This is a genomic window from Pseudofrankia sp. EUN1h (assembly GCF_001854645.1).
GTDB classification, from domain to species: Bacteria; Actinomycetota; Actinomycetes; order Frankiales; family Frankiaceae; genus Pseudofrankia; species Pseudofrankia saprophytica.
The window spans coordinates 18,903-39,052 of record NZ_MBLN01000061.1; the positions used below are offsets into that span (position 1 = coordinate 18,903).

General features: G+C 73.9%; 11 protein-coding genes. 8 read left to right on the top strand and 3 right to left on the bottom strand.

The window, feature by feature from the left end; genetic code table 11:
- Window positions 1–19: 19 nt before the first annotated feature.
- The 3 genes from BCD49_RS21950 to BCD49_RS21960 all read left to right on the top strand — a co-directional run bounded on the left by BCD49_RS21950 (window position 20) and on the right by BCD49_RS21960 (window position 6,775).
- Window positions 20–2,035, top strand: a complete 2,016-nt coding sequence (locus BCD49_RS21950; protein WP_007517676.1) for a TIGR03960 family B12-binding radical SAM protein — start codon at window positions 20–22, stop codon at window positions 2,033–2,035.
- Entirely contained in the window at window positions 2,016–2,801 is a 786-nt protein-coding gene (locus BCD49_RS21955) for a TIGR03936 family radical SAM-associated protein (RefSeq protein ID WP_007517675.1), read from the top strand. The genes BCD49_RS21950 and BCD49_RS21955 overlap by 20 nt, the downstream gene beginning before the upstream one ends.
- Window positions 2,802–2,914: 113 nt before the next feature.
- The gene (locus BCD49_RS21960; protein WP_007517673.1) at window positions 2,915–6,775 is read left to right on the top strand and encodes a ribonuclease E/G; all 3,861 of its coding nucleotides are present in this window, start codon (window positions 2,915–2,917) and stop codon (window positions 6,773–6,775) included.
- Window positions 6,776–6,818: 43 nt separating this feature from the next.
- On the opposite strand, the gene BCD49_RS21965 is transcribed toward BCD49_RS21960, so the two are convergent.
- Window positions 6,819–7,352, bottom strand: coding sequence for a hypothetical protein (locus BCD49_RS21965; protein WP_007517671.1), 534 nt, complete (start codon window positions 7,350–7,352; stop codon window positions 6,819–6,821).
- A gap of 479 nt (window positions 7,353–7,831) precedes the next feature.
- Between BCD49_RS21965 and rplU the strand changes: the two genes are divergently transcribed.
- The 4 genes from rplU (at window position 7,832) to proB (ending at window position 11,567) form a co-directional block, all read left to right on the top strand.
- A complete protein-coding gene (gene rplU / locus BCD49_RS21970; RefSeq protein WP_007517669.1) occupies window positions 7,832–8,149 on the top strand; it encodes a 50S ribosomal protein L21 in 318 nt (105 codons plus the stop codon).
- 5 nt (window positions 8,150–8,154) lie between these two features.
- The gene (gene rpmA / locus BCD49_RS21975) at window positions 8,155–8,424 is read left to right on the top strand and encodes a 50S ribosomal protein L27 (RefSeq protein ID WP_007517668.1); all 270 of its coding nucleotides are present in this window, start codon (window positions 8,155–8,157) and stop codon (window positions 8,422–8,424) included.
- A 300-nt stretch (window positions 8,425–8,724) separates the two neighbouring features.
- Window positions 8,725–10,449 carry a GTPase ObgE gene (gene obgE / locus BCD49_RS21980; protein ID WP_007517666.1) on the top strand — a complete coding sequence of 575 codons (1,725 nt, stop codon included), beginning with the start codon at window positions 8,725–8,727 and terminating at the stop codon, window positions 10,447–10,449.
- Window positions 10,450–10,451: 2 nt separating this feature from the next.
- Window positions 10,452–11,567, top strand: coding sequence for a glutamate 5-kinase (gene proB, locus BCD49_RS21985; protein WP_007517664.1), 1,116 nt, complete (start codon window positions 10,452–10,454; stop codon window positions 11,565–11,567).
- 434 nt (window positions 11,568–12,001) lie between these two features.
- On the opposite strand, the gene BCD49_RS21990 is transcribed toward proB, so the two are convergent.
- Window positions 12,002–15,250 (bottom strand): AAA family ATPase, encoded by a 3,249-nt coding sequence (locus tag BCD49_RS21990; protein ID WP_027141038.1) that lies wholly within the window; start codon window positions 15,248–15,250, stop codon window positions 12,002–12,004.
- Window positions 15,250–16,722 carry an exonuclease SbcCD subunit D gene (locus BCD49_RS21995; protein WP_071041844.1) on the bottom strand — a complete coding sequence of 491 codons (1,473 nt, stop codon included), beginning with the start codon at window positions 16,720–16,722 and terminating at the stop codon, window positions 15,250–15,252. The genes BCD49_RS21990 and BCD49_RS21995 overlap by 1 nt, the downstream gene beginning before the upstream one ends.
- A 967-nt stretch (window positions 16,723–17,689) precedes the next feature.
- Between BCD49_RS21995 and BCD49_RS22000 the strand changes: the two genes are divergently transcribed.
- Window positions 17,690–19,948 carry an MMPL family transporter gene (locus tag BCD49_RS22000; protein WP_007514043.1) on the top strand — a complete coding sequence of 753 codons (2,259 nt, stop codon included), beginning with the start codon at window positions 17,690–17,692 and terminating at the stop codon, window positions 19,946–19,948.
- Window positions 19,949–20,150 lie beyond the last annotated feature (202 nt).

Consider the following 20,150-nt stretch of genomic DNA (forward strand, 5'->3'; position numbering starts at 1 on the left):
ACTGGGTAGGCTGGCACCCATGGCCGGACAGTCGCTGTTCCCCCGCCTGGAGCCGCTGCTGCCCAGGGTCCGCAAGCCCGTGCAGTACGTCGGCGGTGAGGGGAACTCCACCGTCAAGCCCTGGGAGTCCGCCGCCGTCCGCTGGTGCCTGATGTACCCGGACGCCTACGAGGTCGGCCTGCCCAACCAGGGCCTGCAGATCCTCTACGAGGTCCTCAACGAGCAGCCGGACGTGCTCGCCGAGCGCGCCTACGCGGTGCTGCCGGACCTGGAGGCGCTGCTTCGCGAGCACGACGTGCCCCAGTTCACCGTCGACGCCCACCGCCCGGTCGGCGACTTCGACGTCCTCGGCGTCAGCTTCGCCAGCGAGCACGGCTACACCAACCTGCTGACCGCGCTCGACCTCGCCGGCATCCCGCTGCACGCCGCCGACCGCGGCGACGGGCACCCGCTGGTGATCGCGGGCGGGCACTCGGCGTTCAACCCGGAGCCCGTCGCCGACTTCGTCGACGCCGTCGTCCTCGGCGACGGCGAACAGGCCGTCCTCGACATCACCGACGTGGTCCGCGCGTTCAAGGCCGCGGGCTCGCCCGGCGGCCGCACGGAGCTGCTCGCCCGCCTTGCGCGGCGTCGCCTCGTGTACGTGCCGGCGTTCTTCGACGTCACCTACGGCAGCGACGGCGCGATCGCCGCCGTCACCCCCAACCGCGACGACGTGCCCGCTCGCCCGGCCAAGCACACGCTGTCCGACCTGGACTCCTGGCCGTACCCGAAGACGCCGCTGGTGCCGCTCGCGGAGACCGTGCACGAGCGGATGAGCGTGGAGATCTTCCGCGGCTGCACCCGTGGCTGCCGGTTCTGCCAGGCCGGAATGATCACCAGGCCGGTTCGCGAGCGCTCGATCGACACGATCGGCGCGATGATCGACGCCGGCCTGTCGGCATCCGGATTCTCCGAGGTGGGGCTGCTGTCGCTGTCGAGCGCCGACCACAGCGAGATCGGCGAGCTCGCGACCCAACTCGCCGACCGCTACGAGGGCACGAACACGTCGTTGTCGCTGCCGTCGACCCGGGTCGACGCGTTCAACGTCACTCTGGCCAACGAGTTCTCCCGCAACGGCCGTCGCAGCGGCCTCACCTTCGCTCCCGAGGGCGGTTCGGAGCGTCTTCGCAAGGTCATCAACAAGATGGTCAGCGAGGAGGACCTGATCCGCACCGTCAGCACCGCGTACGCGCAGGGCTGGCGACAGGTGAAGCTCTACTTCATGTGCGGCCTGCCGACGGAGACCGACGAGGACGTGCTCGGCATCGCGAAGCTCGCCCGCGAGGTGATCAAGGCTGGTCGCAAGGCCAGTGGGCACCGTGACATCCGCTGCACGGTCTCCATCGGCGGGTTCGTGCCCAAGCCACACACCCCGTTCCAGTGGGTCGGGCAGGCGCCCTGGGAGGTCACCGACCAACGGCTCAAGCTGCTGCGGGACACCGTCCGGGCCGACCGGGAGATCTCCCGTGCCGTCGGGTTCCGCTATCACGACGGCCGGCCGGGGATCGTCGAGGGCCTGCTCTCGCGTGGCGACCGCCGGGTGGGCCGGGTGATCGAACGGGTGTGGCGCGAGGGCGGGCGCTTCGACGGCTGGAGCGAGCACTTCTCCTTCGAGCGCTGGCAGCGCGCAGCGGCCGCCGAGCTCGAGCCGCTGGGCGTCTCGCTGGACTGGTTCACCACCCGGGAGCGCCCCGAACGCGAGGTGCTGCCCTGGGACCACCTCGACGCGGGCCTCGACCGCGACTGGCTGTGGTCGGACTGGCAGGACGCGCTGCGCGGCGCGGTCGAGATCGACGACTGCCGCTGGACACCTTGCTACGACTGCGGCGTCTGCCCGACGACGGGCTCACAGATCGAGATCGGACCGACGCGCCGCACGCTGCTGCCGCTGACCCCGGTGCCGCCGCTGCCCGCGCGCGCGCCGGCCGGGGCCCCGGCCGCGATGGTGCCGGCGACGGGGCAGGAGAAGGCCCGTGCCGCCGCGGCGCCCTGACGGCCCGCCGCCGCCACCGCCGGTCGCGCGGGTGCGGCTGCGGTTCGCCAAGCGGGGCCGGCTGCGGTTCCTCTCCCAGCTCGACATCGCGCGCAGCTTCGAGCGTGGGCTGCGCCGCGCGCGCGTGCCCATGGCCTTCTCGGCCGGCTTCAGCCCGCATCCGAGGGTCTCGTGGATCAACGGGGTGCCCACCGGGGCGGCCAGCGAGGCCGAGTACGTCGAGCTCGCGCTCGTCGAGGACGTCGACCCGGAGGCGCTGCGGGTCGCCTTGGACGCGGCCCTGCCGCCTGGGCTCGACCTGCTCGCCTGCGTGCCGGCGGAGGGTGGTCCACTGGCAGACCGGATCGAGGCGTCCCGCTGGAGCGTGCGCCTGCCGGGCGTGCCGGCGGACGACGTCGCCCGGGCGCTGGACGCGCTGCTGGCTCGGGAAAGTCTCGAGGTCGAGCGCAAAACCAAGTCTGGCCGCGGCCTCGTCGACGTGCGGCGAGCGGTGATCTGCGGCGTTTGCCGTGCGGAGACGCGCGACTGTGCGATACTGGATGTGGTCGTGCGGCATACGACGCCCGCTGTGCGACCAGACGACGTGCTGACTGCCCTCGGAGTGGTCGCCGTTCCGCCGCTGACGTTCCCGGTTCCGCCGGAGCCAACCAGGCTCGAGCAGGGACTGGTCTGTGTGGGCGGGACGCTGACGGACCCGTTGGTCGCCCCTACCGGGGTGCCGAACCATAGCGAGACGGGCCGGTTGGCGGGTCGACTCACAGCTTGACGCCAGGGCGTCGCAGGATTACGGCGGTTTGTCCGCCGGACGAGACAGTGGCTTCTGCGCGGCCGCGACTGCCCTGAGGCAGCGCGCCCGGGAGCCCGGAGGCTTCATATCCCGTGCCCGACGACACTCAGATTCCCAGCGACGACAACCAGACAGCGACGACGGCGGAACAGCCCGCCCTCTCGCCTCGACGCCGTCGCGCGGCCGGCCGACCAGCCGGTCCTCCCAGCGAGCCATCCGTCGAGCTGCCCTTCGAGCAGCCTGCCGACGGCCTGGAGCCACCCACCGCCAGTGGGGCCCCGGTCGACCTGGACTCGACCGACACGCCGGCCGTACTGGCCACGACCGACCCGGAACCCGTGACCGACATGGAATCCGCGGACGAGGACGAACTCGACCCGGCGGCCGGGGCGGTCGTACCCGCCCCGGCCGGTGAGGCCGAGCCGCCGGCGCCCGCGAGCGAGCCCACCGAGGCCGTGGCGGAAACCAGCACGACGCAGGTCGATGTCGCGCCGGTCGCCGTCGCCCCGGTCGATACGCCGCCGGTCGACTCCGACCCGGCGGTCCAGGAGGCACCAGCCAAGGCACCCGGCCGGTCGCGCGCACGCCGCGCGGTCCGGGCCGTGCTCACGCCCGTCGCGCCGCTTCCCGAGTCGGAGATCACCGCTCCCGTCGCCGCGGCGCCGGCTGAGCCGTCGACGGCCGAGGCCGGCGCGCCGGCTGCCGGCGAGGCGACCGGCGAGGTCGAGCCCACCCCGGTCGAGGCGCCGGTACGGCGCCGAAGCCGGGCCGCCCGTCGCGGCGCGTCCACGCCGGCCGAACCGTCCGCCGAGACGGCACAGGCGCCAACGGCCGGGACGCCCACCGGGGCCGTTCCTCCCGCCGTGGGCGAGCCGACCGCGGCCGTGGCCCAGCCCGTCGAGACGCCGGAGATCTCCGAGCCGGCGGCCGAGGTGCCCGCCGAGGCCGAGCCGGCCGCCCCGGCGGCCAGGACGCGTCGTCGCGCCGCCAGCCGGCGCACCCGCGCCACCGAGGAGCCCGCGGCCGGCGAGGTGGCCGAGGCTGAGCCGTCGGCCCAGACCGATGTACCCGCCACGCAGGCACCTGCCGCGGAGGCACCCGCGGCGGAGGCACCCGCCGTCGAGACACCGACCGCCGAGGCACCGGCACGGACGGGCGGAGGCGGCCGGTCGGCCGCTCCGCGGTGGAGTGCCGGGTCGACCTTCTCGGCGGGATTCGACACCCAGGAGTCCACGCCGCGCGTGGCCCGCCGCCCGGTGACCGCGGTGACCTTCCAGGCACCCGACCTGGCCGCCCACGAGCCGCCGGCCCCCCGTGGCCGCGAACGCGACCGTGATCGCGACCGGGATCGTGACCGTCCCCGCGACGGGGAGCAGCGCCCTGACCGGGCGGCGCCGGAGGTGGCCGTCCGGGAGACCGAGGAGGCCACGGAGGCCGGCGACGAGCTCGTCGAGCTTGCCGTGCTCGAGACCGGGGAGACCCAGGAGCCCGAGGCCGCCGACGCTGAGGCGGGCCTGGAGGACGCCGACCTGGCCGGCACCCGCCGCCGCCGGCGCGGCCGGCGTGGCCGGGGCCGGGCGCGTGGCGACGAGGACGGCTTCGACACCACCGAGGCGGCCACCGCCGAGGCCGGTGAGGGCGACGCGGGGCAGCCCGCCGCCGAGGACGACGACGAGGCCGAGGACGACGAGGCCGACGAGCAGCTCGCCGCCGACACGGGCGACGAGGACGAGGACGACGACGGGCGGCCCGGCTCACGCCGCCGTCGGCGCCGGCGGCGCCGGGCCTCACCCGGCGGGGAGGAGACCTCGTCGTCTCCGGACGACCCGCCGAACACGGTCGTCCACGTCCGTGAGACGCGCCGCGACGACGACCTCGTCCGCGGGGTCAGCGGGTCGACCAGGCTCGAGGCGAAGCGGCAGCGGCGCCGGGAGGGCCGTGACATCGGCCGGCGCCGACCGCCGATCGTCACCGAGTCGGAGTTCCTCGCCCGTCGTGAGTCGGTCGAGCGCCGGATGCTCGTGCGCAACGCCGGCGACCGCACCCAGATCGCCGTGCTCGAGGACGGCGTCCTCGTCGAGCACTTCGTCACCAGGGCCAGCTCCGCCTCGTACGCGGGCAACGTCTACCTCGGCCGGGTGCAGAACGTGCTGGCCAGCATGGAGGCGGCGTTCGTCGACATCGGCAAGGGCCGCAACGCCGTCCTCTACGCCGGCGAGGTGAACTACGACGCCTCGGGGCTGGAGGGCCGGCCGCGCAAGATCGAGCAGGCGCTCAAGCCGGGCCAGTCCGTGCTCGTCCAGGTCTCCAAGGACCCGATCGGGCACAAGGGCGCTCGGCTGACCAGCCAGATCAGCCTGCCGGGCCGCTACCTGGTCTACGTGCCGGACGGGCAGAGCGCCGGTATCAGCCGCAAACTGCCGGACACCGAGCGGTCCCGTCTCAAGAGCATCCTCAAGAAGATCACCCCCGAGGACGGCGGCGTGATCGTGCGGACGGCCGCCGAGGGCGCGAGCGAGCAGGAGCTCGAGCGGGACATCGAACGCCTCGCGGCCCAGTGGGAGGACATCGCCCGCAAGGCGCAGAAGGCCAGTGCCCCGGCGCTGCTGTACGGCGAGCCGGACCTGGTCGTCCGGGTGATCCGCGACATCTTCAACGAGGACTTCACCGAGCTGCTGGTGCAGGGCTCGGGCGAGGCCGAGACCATCGAGAACTACGTCGACATGGTCGCGCCGGACCTGCGTCCCCGGGTCCGCCGGCACGTCGGGACGATCGACCTGTTCACCGAGTACCGCGTCGACGAGCAGCTGGCCAAGGCACTGGACCGCAAGGTGTGGCTGCCCTCCGGTGGCTCGCTGGTGATCGACCGGACCGAGGCCATGACGGTCGTCGACGTCAACACCGGCAAGTTCACCGGCAAGGGCGGCAACCTCGAGGAGACCGTCACCAAGAACAACCTCGAGGCCGCGGAGGAGATCGTCCGTCAGTTGCGGCTGCGCGACATCGGCGGGATCATCGTCATCGACTTCATCGACATGGTCCTGGAGAGCAACCGCGAGCTGGTGCTGCGCCGGCTCACCGAGTGCCTCGGCCGGGACCGCACTCGCCACCAGGTCGCCGAGGTGACCAGCCTCGGCCTGGTCCAGATGACCCGCAAGCGGGTCGGCCAGGGCCTGCTGGAGGCGTACAGCGAACCCTGCGCGCACTGCAACGGGCGTGGTGTGCTCATCCACCTGGACGGCCACCAGACGCCGCCGCCCACGCCCATCCCGGTKCCCCCGCTCCGGCGCGCCGGCCGGCGCGGCGCCATCCCCGCGCTCGCGGCCGCGACCCTCGGGGACGGCGAGCAGCCAGGCGTGGCTGAGAGCGACCTGGAGATCCCCGAGGCCGCTGGTCTCCCCGACGGCCACAGCGGGGTCGCCGGGCCAGGCGAGGCCGCGGTCGAGACCACGGGAGGCGCCGAGGCCGGCGCCTCGCGGGAAGGCGGCCGCCGGTCCCGGCGGGCCCGCCGGGCGACGAGCCAGGTCATCTCCGCGGACGTGGTCCCACCGGCGCCGACGGCCGCCCAGCAGGCGGAGCCGAAGCCGGCCCAGAGCACGTCGGCCCAGCCGGTGCCGGCCGCGGCCGGCACCGGCTGGCCGGTCGCCATCGCGACCGGCGACGACCAGGCCCGCCAGGCATCCGTCGGTGAACCGGCTGGCACCGGCTGGCCGGTGAACGGCGCGGCGGCCTACCCCCAGGGCCACCAGAACGGCGGCGCGCCCACCGGCGCCACCGAGGATGCGGAGCACGCCGCGCCGGGGGGGCCGACCGTGTTCGCCAACTCGGCCGATCCGGACAGCGCCTCCGTCGACGCGGGCTCGGCGGGCGGCCGTGGCCGTCGGCCGCGGCGGGCATCCCGCCCGGTGGCGAAGCCGACGGAGTCCGTGGAGGCCAGCGCCTCCGCCGAGTAGGGCCAGCGTTCAGCGCCAGTCAACCGACTGGCGCTGAACGGGACTAGGCGGCGTGGCGGGGGTGGCCGGTGGGGATCGGTGCGTCCGGCCGCGCCGGCCGCTGGCGGATGAGCGGCTCGTCGTGGCCGGCGGCAGCGCGGGTGTCCCGAGCATCGCCGGCCGTCCCGTCCGGAGGCGTCCGGTCACGGTCGTGGCCGGCGAGCGCGCAGCGGCCGGCTTCGACGAGCAACTGGTCCAGGGCCACCCGTGAACGGCGCAGCGCGCCGTCCACCGCGTCCCTGGCCTTGTCGTGGTCGCCGAGCTGCAGCGCGTAGGTCGCGACGACGAGCGTCTGCACCAGATCGTCCTGGTCACCCAGGCGCGCGGCCGCCTCGTTGCGACGCGCGGCGGCGGTCGCCGCCGCCAGGCGCACCGTCAGCGCCCGTCCGTGCAGCGTCGCCCAGCAGGCCACCGGCACCGCCAGGAGAGCGACCAGCGCGACTGCGCCGGCCACCCAGGTCGCCGTCTCCCACTCCATCTCGGTCATCCCCCGGCCGCCCTTCCCGCCCCCGCCGGACGTCTCCGTCGCCGAAACCATCGTTCCTCGGCGGCCGGGGTGGTGACCATGACACGTCCGGATCACCCGCCCGTGATCCCGCCCTAGGCACGGGGCCACCCGCCCGCGCCGGCCTCGTGTACCCATCCGGACTGGCTACCAGCGGAGAGCGGCCGGTATTGAGGCGGTACCGAGCCTGATGTTGGGCGGACGCCGCGCGCCGGCCGGGACGCCGCGCGGGCAACCGGCGTGGATGAGGCGGTGCCGGTCAGCACCTTTCGCCATTGGGCCTGTAGGGTGGAGCGACACGGGGTAGGTTTGGTGCCCACTCCGGACGGGCTTTGGCCAGCTCAACAAGATCGACTGAGCGTCGCGCGGGCCCCCAGGGTGACTCCGTTTGGGAGATCCGGGGTGGTTGCGCGACCGGTGTGGCCGGAGCGCACGGGCACTGGGCACCTGAGGAGATGAGCTCGCGCGGCGGCTTTCGAGGTGCGCGTGGGCCCCAGGAGCAGGGAGAACTGGTGTACGCGGTCGTTGCCAGCGGCGGCAAGCAGCACAGGGTCGCCGTCGGCGATGTGGTTGACGTCGAGCTTCTCCCCGGTGAGCCGGGCGTGGCCGTGAACCTTCCGGCGCTGCTGCTCATCGACGGTGAGTCGGTCACCACCGACAAGGACGCGCTCGCGTCCGTCGCGGTGACCGCCGAGGTCGTCGGCGTCGTCAAGGGTCCGAAGATCCGGATCCACAAGTTCAAGAACAAGACCGGTTACCACAAGCGGCAGGGTCATCGCCAGAAGTTCACCCGGCTGAAGGTCACCGGCATCGAGACCAAAGAGGCCTGATCGAGATGGCGCACAAGAAGGGCGCGAGCTCCTCGCGCAACGGTCGTGACTCCAACGCCCAGCGGCTGGGCGTGAAGCGGTTCGGTGGCCAGTACGTGAAGGCCGGCGAGATCCTCGTCCGCCAGCGCGGCACCCACTTCCACCCGGGCGCGCTCGTCGGTCGGGGCAAGGACGACACGCTGTTCGCCCTGGCCGAGGGCCACGTCCAGTTCGGCACTCGCCGCGGTCGCCGCGTCATCAACATCGTCGCCCTGGAGACAGCCGCCGCGGCCTGACGCGGGCTGACCTGGTCGGGTCACCCTTGTCGCCGACCTTCGGTCGGCTTCCCGGGTGACCAGATCAGGATGTCTGCTCCGGGGGGCGACCCCCGGACCCCCGATGTCGGGCTTCGCCCGACTTACCAGGGTCGTGGCGCGGGTTTACGCAGAAGCCGCGCCGGGCTGGCCAGATGCCCGGCGCGGCCTTCGGCATGTTCGCGGTTCACGAGAACACCGCGGGCGCGATGACACTCAGGCAACATCTGTAGGTAGCGCGTATTCCGTAGGTAGCGCGAAGCGATCGAAAGGCTCGGGACAGTGCCCACGTTCGTCGACCGGGTGATTCTGCACGCCGGTGCCGGGGACGGCGGGCATGGCTGCGCGTCGATCCACCGAGAGAAGTACAAGCCGCTCGGCGGTCCCGACGGCGGCAACGGCGGCCGGGGCGGCGACGTCAGGCTGGTCGTCGACGCCAGCGTGACGACTCTGCTCGACTTCCACTTCCACCCGCACCGCCGCGCCACCAGCGGCCGGCCGGGGCAGGGTTCGAACAAGAGCGGCGCCGACGGCGAGGACCTCGTGCTCCCCGTCCCCGACGGCACCGTCGTGCTCACCCCGGACGGCGAGGAGATCGTCGACCTGGTCGGCGCCGGCAGTGTGTACGTGCTGGCCCACGGCGGGCGCGGCGGGCGAGGCAACGCGGCGCTCGCGTCCGCCCGGCGCAAGGCCCCGGGGTTCGCGGAGCTGGGCGAGCCGGGTGAGAGCCTCGACGCCGTCCTGGAGCTGAAGTCGGTAGCCGACGTCGCGCTCGTCGGTTACCCGAGCGCCGGCAAGTCGTCGCTGGTCTCGGTGCTGAGCGCCGCCAAGCCGAAGATCGCCGACTATCCGTTCACGACGCTGGTGCCGAACCTCGGCGTCGCCCAGGCGGGCGACCTGCCGCCCTACACCGTCGCGGACGTACCCGGCCTGATCCCAGGCGCTAGCCAGGGTCGCGGGCTGGGGCTGGAGTTCCTCCGCCACATCGAGCGCTGCTCGGTGATCGTGCACGTCCTGGACTGCGCGACGCTGGAGTCCGACCGCGACCCACTCTCCGACCTCGACGTGATCGAGGCGGAACTGGCCTCCTACTCGGCCGATCTCGCTGGCAGACCGCGGATCGTCGTCCTCAACAAGATCGATGTCCCGGACGCCCGGGACCTCGCCGAGATGGTCACCGCCGACCTGCGGGCCCGCGGCCTCGAGGTCTTCTCGATCAGCAGCGCGACCCGGGAGGGCGTGCGGCAGCTGTCGCTGTACCTCGCCGGGATGGTCGCCGAGCATCGCCGCGCGTCGCCGGTGGCGTCGGCGACGCGGATCGTGCTGCGCCCCCGCGCGGTCGACGAGCCCGACTTCGCCGTGCGCGCCGTCGGTGACGGATTCGTCGTCACCGGCGCGAAGCCGCTGCGCTGGATCCGCCAGACCGACTTCACCAACGACGAGGCGATCGGCTTCCTCGCCGACCGGCTCAGCCGGCTCGGCGTCGAGGCCGAGCTCGCCCGGCTCGGCGCGGAGCCGGGGGCCGAGGTCACGATCGGCGATGTCACGTTCGACTGGGAACCGACGCTGTCCGGTCGCGGCGCCCTCGCCGGCTACGCGGCGGCTCGCGCCGACGAGGAGACCGGCGCGGTGGCGACCATCGGTGGCACCGCCGGCCGCGGGCGCTCGGCCGAGCAGCTGCTCGGCCCGCGCGGCAGCGACGACCGGCTGCGCACCTCGGTCCGGCTGACCCGCGGCGAGCGGCTCGCCCGCGCGGCCCGGCGGCTGACCGACGTGGACGAGGTGGAGTCCGTGTTCGAGGACGCCCTGGGCGGCGTCGTCGTCGACGAGGACGGTGTGGTCACCCGCGCAGGCGAGCGGGACGCGGGCTGGGACGACGCCGCCTGGAGCGGCGACGACCAGGAGCGCGACGACGAGGATGCGGACGGCGAAGACAGGGACGACGAAGGCAGGAACCACGAGGACGCGGCCGGCGGCCGGTCTGGCGGGGCGGGGGACGAGGGGTAGGCGTGCGTTCGTTCGTTGAGCACGCGCAACGGGTCGTCGTCAAGGTCGGGTCGTCGTCGCTGACGACCGCCGCCGGCGGGCTGGACGCGGACCGGCTCGAGGCGCTCGTCGCGGCGGTACGCCCGCTCGCCGGGCGCCGGCTGGTGCTGGTGAGCTCCGGCGCGATCGCCGCCGGGCTCGCCCCGCTGGGGCTCGCGCGCCGGCCGCGCGACCTCGCCACCCTGCAGGCCGCGGCGAGCGTCGGGCAGAGCGCGCTGGTGCACCAGTACGCGGAGGCGTTCCGGCGTTCGGGTCACCAGGTCGGCCAGGTGCTGCTCACCGCGACCGACGTCATCCGGCGTACTCATTACCGCAACGCCCGCACCGCGCTCGACCGGCTGCTCGAACTCGGCATCGTCCCGATCATCAACGAGAACGACGCCGTGGCCACCCAGGAGATCCGCTTCGGCGACAACGACCGCCTCGCCGCGATCGTCTCCCATCTCGTCTCCGCCGACCTGCTGGTGCTGTTGTCCGACGTGGACGGGGTCTACGACGCGAACCCGCGGCTGGGGCCGGCGAACCTGGTGCGTGACGTGCGGTCGGACACCGATCTGGCGGGCCTGTCCGTCAAGGGCGCCGGCGCGGCCGGTGTCGGCACCGGCGGGATGGCGACGAAGATCGGCGCGGCCCGGATGGCCGCGTCCGGCGGGGTGACCACGATCGTCACGTCGGCGGCGCTCGCCGCGGCCGCGCTGACCGGTGAGGAGGTCGGCACGGTCTTCCACCCGACCGGCCCGCGCCGAGCGTCCCGGCTGCTCTGGCTACAGCACGCGACCGCTCCCCAGGGCCGGCTGCACCTCGACGTCGGCGCGGTCGCCGCGGTCGTCGACCGCCGGGCGTCGCTGTTGCCCGCCGGCCTGACCGCCGTCGACGGCGACTTCTCCGCCGGCGACCCGGTCGACCTCGTCGACCCGTCCGGCCACCCGGTGGCGCGCGGCCTCGTCGCCTTCGACGCCGCGGAGCTGCCCAGCATGCTCGGCCGCGGCACCGCCGAGCTGGCCGCGGACCTCGGGCCCAGCTACGAACGCGAGGTCGTCCACCGCGACGACCTGGTCCTCCTCCTGCGCACCCGCTGACTGGCCGCACAAAACGAGGGCCGCCGAAGCGGGCCTTGCCAACCTCGGATCAGGACAAAAAAACAGAGGCCCGCCGAAGCGGGCCTCGACCCAGCGACCTAGATCCCTGGGGGGTGTAGCTAGCCTAGCAGAAGTGAATCCTCGTCCAGCGGCGCGGCGGAGTAGAGCGCTTCGTGGAACCTATTTCGGCAACTGAGACCCTCGACGTTGGCCCGATGCCAGTTTCCAGCGATCCTCCGCGACGCTGATGGCCGCGCGATCCGAAAGCCTGACGACTGGTAGATGCCGTTGCGGACATCCTTCGCCCCACGTGATCACCGCGTACGTGTTGTCGTCGTCGCGGATGCGGCCAGATCACGACCCTGACAACACGTCGGCGACGATCAAGGCCGGGGCAGACGTTGGCGACCGCGACAGCAGCTGCCGACCGCCGGTCAGGTGGTCGTGTCGACGGTGCTGCCGTTTGGGCCCTTGTGGACCTGGATCTGGGTGGGGATGCGGAGGCGGAGGTCGGCCACGTGGCTGACGACACCTACCAGGCGGCCGCCGGAGCGGAGCTCGTCGAGGACGTTCATGACCTCGTCGAGGCTGTCGGGGTCGAGGGTGCCGAAGCCCTCGTCGATGAACAGCGCGTCGATGGCGTGGCCGCCGGACTCGGCGCTGACTACGTCGGCGAGCCCCAGCGCCAGCGACAGCGCGGCCTGGAAGGTCTCGCCGCCGGACAGGGTCGCCGTCGGGCGGGAGCGGCCGGTCCAGGCGTCCTCGACGAGCAGGCCGAGGCCGGCCCGTCGCCGCCGGTCGCGGCGCTCGCCGGCGTCGTGGACGAGGGTGTAGCGCCCGCCGCTCATCACCGACAGCCGCCGGCTCGCCGCCTGCGCGACCTCCTCCAGCCGAGCGGCCAGCACGTAGCTCGACAGCGGCATGCCGTGCAGGTTGCCCCCGCGCCCGGTGGCAAGCTCGGCGAGCGCGCGCAGCTGGTCCGCCGTGGTCCTGCGCGGCGCCAACTCCGCGTACGCGCCGGCGTACTCCTCGACCAGCGCCGCGAGCCGGCGGGACCGCTCGGTCGCGGTCGCCACGGCCGCCAGCGCGTCCTCGTGCGCCGTCCTCGCCTCCTGGGCGGCGCGCTCGTGCTGTTCCAGCGGGATCGGCGCGTCGTCGGTGATCCCGGCCAGCTCCGGCGCCTCCAGGCGGGACTGGACCTTGACTCGTTCCTCCCGGTGAGCCTGGATGCGCGCCTGGGCATCGGCCAGCCAGGTGGTGTCACGGACGGCGGCCAGGGCATCCGCCGGGCCGGCGAAGCCGGCCTCCGTCGCGGCGGCGGTCGCCGCGGCCTCGGCCCGCCGGGCTTCACCCGCCGCCCGGGCGGCCGTGAGCACGGCCTCCCGCGCCGCCTCGCACCTGCCGGCGAACGCCGCCACGGCGTCGACTCGCTGCGCGAGCCGGGCGCGGTCGCGCAGCGGGTCCGGAACCTTCGCCAGCGCCCTGGCGGCCCGGTCGCGGGCCGCCGCGGCGCGCAGCCCGGCCTGGCGTTCCTCGGAGCGATGGGTCGCGAGGTCCGCGTGCGCGGCGGTCTCGGCGCGCGCGAGTTCGGCGAGCTCCGCCTCCGCGCCGGCAAGGTCGCCCGCCGTCGTGGCCGCATCGGCCGCGGACGCCGCGAACGCGCGCGCGACCGCCGCCAGCTCGGCGGCACTGCCCTCGGCCGGCCCCGGGCCGTCCCCGGCGGAAAGGCCGGCCGGGTAGGCCGCGGTGTCGGCGCCGTCGGCCGGTCCCGCGAGCAGCACCGCCTCGTCGAGCAGGGTGCCGCGCAGCTCGCCCAGCAGTTCCTGGACCGCGCCCGCGCCCGCGTCCGCGCCCGCGGCGGCCGGCTCGTCGGCGCGCAGCGCCTCCGGGGCGCGCAGCAGCGTCGCGCGCAGAGTGCGCACCTGCCCCGTCAGCCCGGCGACGCGTCCCTGCGCATCCCGCGCCGCGGCCTCGCGCCGCGAGGCGTCCTCGTCGGCGGCCCGTTCGTCGTCCTTGTTGACGTGGTCGGCGCGGACCTCGGCCGGGTCGGGGTGGGCGAGCGAGCCGCACACCGGGCAGGGGGCGTCGTCGGCGAGGGCGGCGGCCAGCTCGGCGGTGATCGCGTCGAACCGCTGCTGGCGCAGCTCGGCCGCGCGGGCGCGGGCGCGGACCGCGACGGCCTGGGTGTCGCCCGCGGCGAGAAGCGCCGCCTGCCGGGCGCGGACGGCGTCGGCGAGGTCGGCCAGCTGGTCAGCGCGCTCCGCGAGCGCCGGGGCGATCCGCGCCGCCTGCCTGGCCCGTTCGACGCGGGCCTGCGCGGTCTGGCGGACGGCGGGGAACGTCGTCTCGATCTCGGTGACGCGGACCTCGGCGGCCTGGGCGTGGATGAGGGCGTCCCGGTCGGCCGCCGCCACCTCCCGCTCGGCCTCGTCGGCGGTGGTGAGCGCGAGCGCCAGCACCTCAAGCCTGCCTGACTCGGTATGCGCATGCGCGGCGAGCCAGCCCAGCCCGTCCGCGTCCGCGTCGGGGCTGGCGCGCAGCTGCCCGGCCGGCTCGGGGGTCACGTCAAGGGACGGCACGGCGGCGGCGTCGAGCGCGGCGCGGGCCGCGGCCTCGTCTCGGGTGGCTCGGCCGGCCTCGTCGGCCCGCCCGGCCGCGTCGGCGACGGCCCGGCTGACCGCACCGGCCCGGCCCGCCGCGTCCAGTTCCGCGGCGAGGGAGCTGATCTCAGGTGCGAGCTCGTCGAGCTGGAGGAGCCGGGTGCGCAGGAGGGTCCGATCCTCGGCTCGCCGCGCCGCCTCACGGGTCGTGGCCAGCTGGTGGTCGGCGAGCTCGCGGGCCCGCGCGGCGGCGTCGCGGCGCGCGGCGGCGGATATCTGCCCGGCACGGGCGGCCTCGGCGAGGGACGCCACCCAGCCGGGCCCTGACCGTTCATCGGTGCCGCCCGGCGTCGCGTCGTCCCGCCACTCGTCGGCCGGCAGGCTGTCCTTCGGCCGATCGTCGTCCGGGTGGCCCTCCAGGCCGGCGGCTTCGATGATCTTCGCGTGGACGCGGTCGAGGGACTGGCGGGCGACGTTGTAGTCGTCGGTTGCGCGCTTGGCGCGGTCAGCGAGCCACTGTTCGACCCGCTCGAACAGGCCGACGCTGAACAGCTGCTTGAGCAGCGCCTCGCGGGCGTCGTTGTCGGCGTGCAGGAAGTCGGCGAACCGGCCCTGGGGGAGCATGACCACCTGGAAGAACTGTTCGGGCTTCATCCCGAGGTGCAGGCTGATCTCCAGGCCGACGTCGTCGTTACGCGTGGCCTCGGTCCGCCAGCCTGATCCGGTCCACTTCTCCAACGTCGCCTTCGGGTGCTCCCGCTGCGTGCCGGTGCCGCGGCGCTTCGGCCGGTCCCACCCGGGGGAGCGGGTGACGCGGAAACGCCCGGCCGGCACCGAGTACTCCAGCCGCACCCGCGGGGCCGCGTCCGCGGCAGCGTGGTGGGAGCGCAGGTCGCGCACGCCGCGCAGGCCGGGGACGGCGCCGTAGAGCGCGAAGCCGAGCGCGTCGAGCAGCGTCGTCTTCCCGCCGCCCGTCTCGCCACACAGCAGCACCAGGCCGCCCGCGCCCAGCTGGTCGAGGTCGAGCTCCACGACGCCGGGAAAGGCGCCGAACGCGGTCAGCTCGAGGCGATGCGGGCGCATCAGCCGGCCTCCGCCGCCATGGCCGCGAGCCGGGCCTCGGTGAGCGCGGTGGCGAGCAGCTCGCGTTCGGCCTCGGTCGCTGAGGTGCCGCGGGCGAAGCCGACGAAGTCGGCGGCGACGTCGAGGTCGTCGCGGCCACGGGTGCGCCGCGCGAACGAGCCGGTGTCGGCGGCGTCGGCGTCCTCCGGTTCGTGGCGCAGGACCAGGGTGCGCGGGAAACGCTCGCGCAGCGCCGTCATCGCGTCCATCGGGCGGGCCTGGTCGGTGAGCACCGCGGCGATGAAGTCGTCGGCGTGCTCGCCGTACTCCAGCCGGGTGAGCAGGTCCGCGAGCCGGCCGCGAAGGATCGTCATCCGCCGTCGCGTCGGGACGGGGATCGCCTCCACCCTGGTCAGGCCGGCCGGGCCGAGCTCGGCGAGCAGCGTGGCCTTCGCGTCACCGGCCTCGGAGAACGAGTACGCCAGCGGTGAGCCGCTGTAGCGCACCTGCTCCCTGTCCTGGACTCGCTGCGGCCGGTGCAGGTGGCCGAGCGCGGTGTAGGTGATGCCGTCGAACAGCGACGCCGGGACGTGCGCGATGCCGCCGACACTGATGTCGCGCTCGCTGTCGCTGCCGGCGGCGCCGGTGACCCAGGCGTGCGCGACGACGACCGATCTGGCGCCGGGATGGCCGGCCAGGTCGGCCCGGACGGCGGCCATCGCCCGGCGCATCGTCGCCGCGTGGGACAGCGGCGCCGCCCGGCGGCCCCGGCCGGCGGCGGCCGGGCGGCGCGCCGGAGCGGGTATGAGGCTAGGCGCCAGCTCGTCGTCGTCGAAGAGCGAGACCATGCCCGGGAAGGGCGGTTCGGCCGGCCCCTCGGCGACCGCCAGGGGCGCCAGTCCGGCCGGGACCCCCGCGGCGTCACCGGTCGAGGCCCGGTAGCCACCCCGCTCGTTCGCCAGAGCACTGAGGCCGGCGTCCGGGCCGGTGCCGTGGCCGGCGGTGTCAGCATCGGCGCCCTGGCCGGCTGGTCCGTCGCCTGGGGCGTCGACCTCGGGAAGGGCGACCTCGGGAAGGAGGTCGGCGACGGCGGCGGGCTCCAGGTAGGGGATCGGGTACACCCGCACTGGGCCGAACCGGTCCTCGACCACGACGGGCGTCGCGAGCTCGGCGGGGTCGGTGCGGATGCGGACGCGAGGGTCGAGCAGCCCGGCCTTGTCACCCAGGCGCGCGGGCGCGTCGTGGTTGCCGCTGATGACCACCACGCGGGCGCCGGTGTCGCGCAGCCGGGACAGCGCCTCGTCGAACAGGCGCAGCGCGCTCAACGGTGGGATCGCCCGGTCGTGCACGTCGCCCGCGACCACGACGAGGCCGACGCGCTCGGCGCGGGCCACGTCCACGAGGTGGTCGACGAACGCGGCCTGCGCGGCGCCGAGGTCATACCCGTGCAGGCCGCGCCCGAGATGCCAGTCGGACGTATGCAGGACGAGCATGTCCCCCCTTCCCGCCGGTCCGAGCCCTCCCCGCCGATCGGGCCGGGCCCGCCCGCGCGTCGCCGCGGCACGGCGGCGGATCGGTGAAAGCCGCGTCCAGCGGCGCCGGGCGCCGGGCGTCGAGCACCGGGCGGCGGATCGGTGGAGATGCCGAGAGCATCGGTAGCGTAGGCGATCCGTTCGTGTCCGGTTCGCACCCCGTGCCCGCTCGGCGCGGCCGGAGTGCTGGCGTAGCGGTTCGTACGCGCGCGGACGTACGTCGATGCCGCCGTCGGGCTGACGACGCCAGCCACGCCAGGCAGCAGGCTGGTCACCATGACCTCACCACGAACCGGCCCGGCGGCGGATGGCGACCGGCATCGCGCGGCTCGCCCGCGCGATGGCTGACCGCCGCCGAGGTAGGGCCAGCCCCACCCGGCCCCGGGGGTCTGGGGCCGCCAGGAGCCGCCGGTTTTCTGGACCCAAAGCCGGTGGACAGCTCCAGTGACCATCGCGCCGCCATCCACGACTGTTTGGGGCGTGGGCGGCGCGCCGGTGTCCAGGCGGTGTGGCACCCGCTGTGTCCTACCTCACTTCTTGCCGATCGGCCGATGCGTTTTTCAGATCTGGGCCGTCTTCTCGATGACCGCGCCGAGTTCCTTGGCCTGCGCGGGCGGGTTCGGGACGCCGTGCGGGGCGGCCCGGTCCGCCGGGTGGGCCGGGCGGTTGAGTGGCCTATCAACCGAATAACGGATGGGCGCCGTCGGGCGGCCGCGACATCATCGAGGTCACTCGCCTCGAACGGGAGCTGTCGTACCTGCTCAGTACCTTCGGTGCCGTCCGGTGGCGACAGCCCCACGTGGCTCGCGGGCGCCGTCACCGGGCGCCTGCCGGCGCCGCCCGCCACACCCGCACGCCTGTTCACGAGTGACCGCCGCCTGCGCCGTCGACGACGAGCGAGCCCGAGAACCGACCGGGAGAGAACACCATGAGGGACGTGGCCCCCGAGCAGGACAGCTCGGAGACCCAGCTGCCTCCGCCTTCACCGCCGCCCGCGCCGCCGGACCAGCGCCGCCCGTCGTGGCGCAGGTGGGTGGGAGCGGTCGGCGTCGTCTTCGTCTTCTTCATCGTCGGCGTCGTCGGCCTGCCCTTCCAGGGCAAGCTGGGTGAGGTCCAGAAGAACGACAACGCCTCGTACCTGCCGGGGTCCGCCGAGTCGACCAAGGTCGACACCGAGTCGGAGAAGTACCGCTCCGTGGCGACGATCCCGGGCTTCATCGTCTACCAGCGCGACGGCGGCCTGACTGACGGCGACAAGACGAAGATCGACGGTGACCGCGCGGCCTTCGGCAAGATCGACGGGGTGGCCGCCGACCAGATCGGGCCGACCCAGTTCAACAAGGACGGCTCGGTCGCCTCGGTCTCGGTTCCGCTGATCGGCAAGAACGGCGACGTCGAGGTCGACGGGGAGAAGCTCAGCGACACCGAGAAGTCGATCATTGATACGGCCCGCGACGAGGCTCCCGACGGCCTGAAGATTCACAGTGCCGGCGCGGGCGGCCTGCTCGTGGCCTTCATCGACGCGTTCGCCGGGCTCGACGGGCAGCTGCTGCTAGCGGCAGGTCTCGTCGTCATCATCATCCTGCTCGTCGTCTACCGCAGCCCGATTCTGTGGTTCTTCCCGTTGCTCAGCTCGGTCTTCGCGCTCGGCCTGTCCTCGCTGGTGATCTATCCGTTGGCCAAGCACGACGTGCTGACGCTCACCGGCCAGAGCCAGGGCATCCTGTCGGTCATCGTGATCGGCGCAGGCACCGACTACGCGCTGCTGCTGGTCAGCCGGTACCGGGAGGAGCTGCACGACCACGCCAGCCGGATGAACGCCATGCTCGCGGCCTGGCGGGGTGCCGCGCCGGCGATCGCCGCGTCCGGTATCACCGTCGTTCTGGGTCTGCTCTGTCTGGCGCTCGGCGAGCTGAACTCGAACAAGAGCCTCGGGCCGGTCTGCGCGATCGGCGTCGCCTGCACGATGCTGTTCATGTTGACCTTCCTGCCGGCGTTCCTGGTGCTGTTCGGCCGGTGGGTGTTCTGGCCGCGCCGGCCGAAGGTCGACCACCAGGCCGACATCGCCACCCACGGCCGGTGGGCGCGGATCGCCGAGCTGGTCGGCCGGCGCGCCCGGCTCGGCTGGATCTCGACCGCCGTGTTGCTGCTGATCTGCGTCGCGTTCCTGCCCGGGTTGCGCACCGGCGGCCTGTCGACGATGGACAGCTTCACCTCCGAGCCGGACGCGATCGTCGGACAGAAGATCTTCGACGCCAACTTCGACGCCGGTGCCGGCGCCCCGGCGGTCATCACGGCGAAGGCCGACCAGGCGAACGCCGTGATCGCCGCCGTGTCCAAGGTCCAGGGCGTGGACACCAAGCCGGGCTCGGTCTGCGTCGAGGTCGACTACGGCAAGATCCCCGACGCGCTGAAGTCCGGGGCGGTCACGCCGGCCGACCTGGCCGGCGGAGCCTGCCCGCCGGCGGCCATCCAGGTGAAGCCGGTCGACGGCCGGCTCGCGATCGACGCGACGCTCGCCTACCGGTACGACACGTCGGAGGCGGACGCCACGGTCCTGCGCATCCGGGACGCCGTGCGCGCGGTGCCCGGCGCCGAGGCGCTCGTCGGCGGCTCGACGGCGGTCAACCACGACGTCAACGCGGCCTCTCGGCACGACCGCAACCTGGTGATCCCGATCGTGCTGCTGGTGATCCTCCTGGTGCTCGGACTGCTGCTGCGCGCGCTCGTGGCCCCGCTGCTACTGATCGCGACCGTGGTGCTCTCGTTCGCCGCGTCCCTGGGCGTGTCGGCGGTGATGTTCAACCACGTGTTCGACTTCGCCAACGCCGATCCGGCGTTCCCGCTGTTCGCCTTCGTCTTCCTGGTAGCACTCGGCATCGACTACAACATCTTCCTGATGACCCGGGTGCGAGAAGAGGCGTTGATGTTCGGCACGCGCAGTGGCATCACGCGCGGGCTGTCCGTCACCGGCGGCGTCATCACCTCCGCCGGGCTCGTGCTCGCGGCCACGTTCGCGGTGCTGGCGGTGCTGCCGCTGGTCTTCCTCGCCGAGGTCGGCTTCACGGTCGCGTTCGGCGTCCTGCTGGACACGATCATCGTGCGGTCGATCCTGGTCCCGTCGCTCAGTCACGAGATCGGCAAGAAGATCTGGTGGCCGTCCAAGCTCGCCCGCGCGGCCGACTGACCGTACAGGCGGTGACCTGATCCAGGCGCAGCTTCTGATCAGGCACAGCTCCAGGAACCGGAGACCTGAGGCCGCGCGGTCAGCCGCGCGGCCTCAGGCTGTCCAGCACCATCCACGCTGGCTGGCGCCCGTCTCACGGGCGCCCGTCTCACGCGCGTCGGCCGCGCGGGGGAAGGTAGCCTCGGAGACTGGTGCGCCGCGC

Excerpts from the sequence above, each read along its gene's own strand:
- BCD49_RS21950 (WP_007517676.1), top strand. The coding sequence starts at position 20 with ATGGCCGGACAGTCGCTGTTCCCCCGCCTGGAGCCGCTGCTGCCCAGG.
- BCD49_RS21965 (WP_007517671.1), bottom strand. The coding sequence starts at position 7,352 with ATGGTTTCGGCGACGGAGACGTCCGGCGGGGGCGGGAAGGGCGGCCGG.
- rpmA (WP_007517668.1), top strand. The coding sequence starts at position 8,155 with ATGGCGCACAAGAAGGGCGCGAGCTCCTCGCGCAACGGTCGTGACTCC.
- BCD49_RS21990 (WP_027141038.1), bottom strand. The coding sequence starts at position 15,250 with ATGCGCCCGCATCGCCTCGAGCTGACCGCGTTCGGCGCCTTTCCCGGC.
- BCD49_RS21995 (WP_071041844.1), bottom strand. The coding sequence starts at position 16,722 with ATGCTCGTCCTGCATACGTCCGACTGGCATCTCGGGCGCGGCCTGCAC.
- BCD49_RS22000 (WP_007514043.1), top strand. The coding sequence starts at position 17,690 with ATGAGGGACGTGGCCCCCGAGCAGGACAGCTCGGAGACCCAGCTGCCT.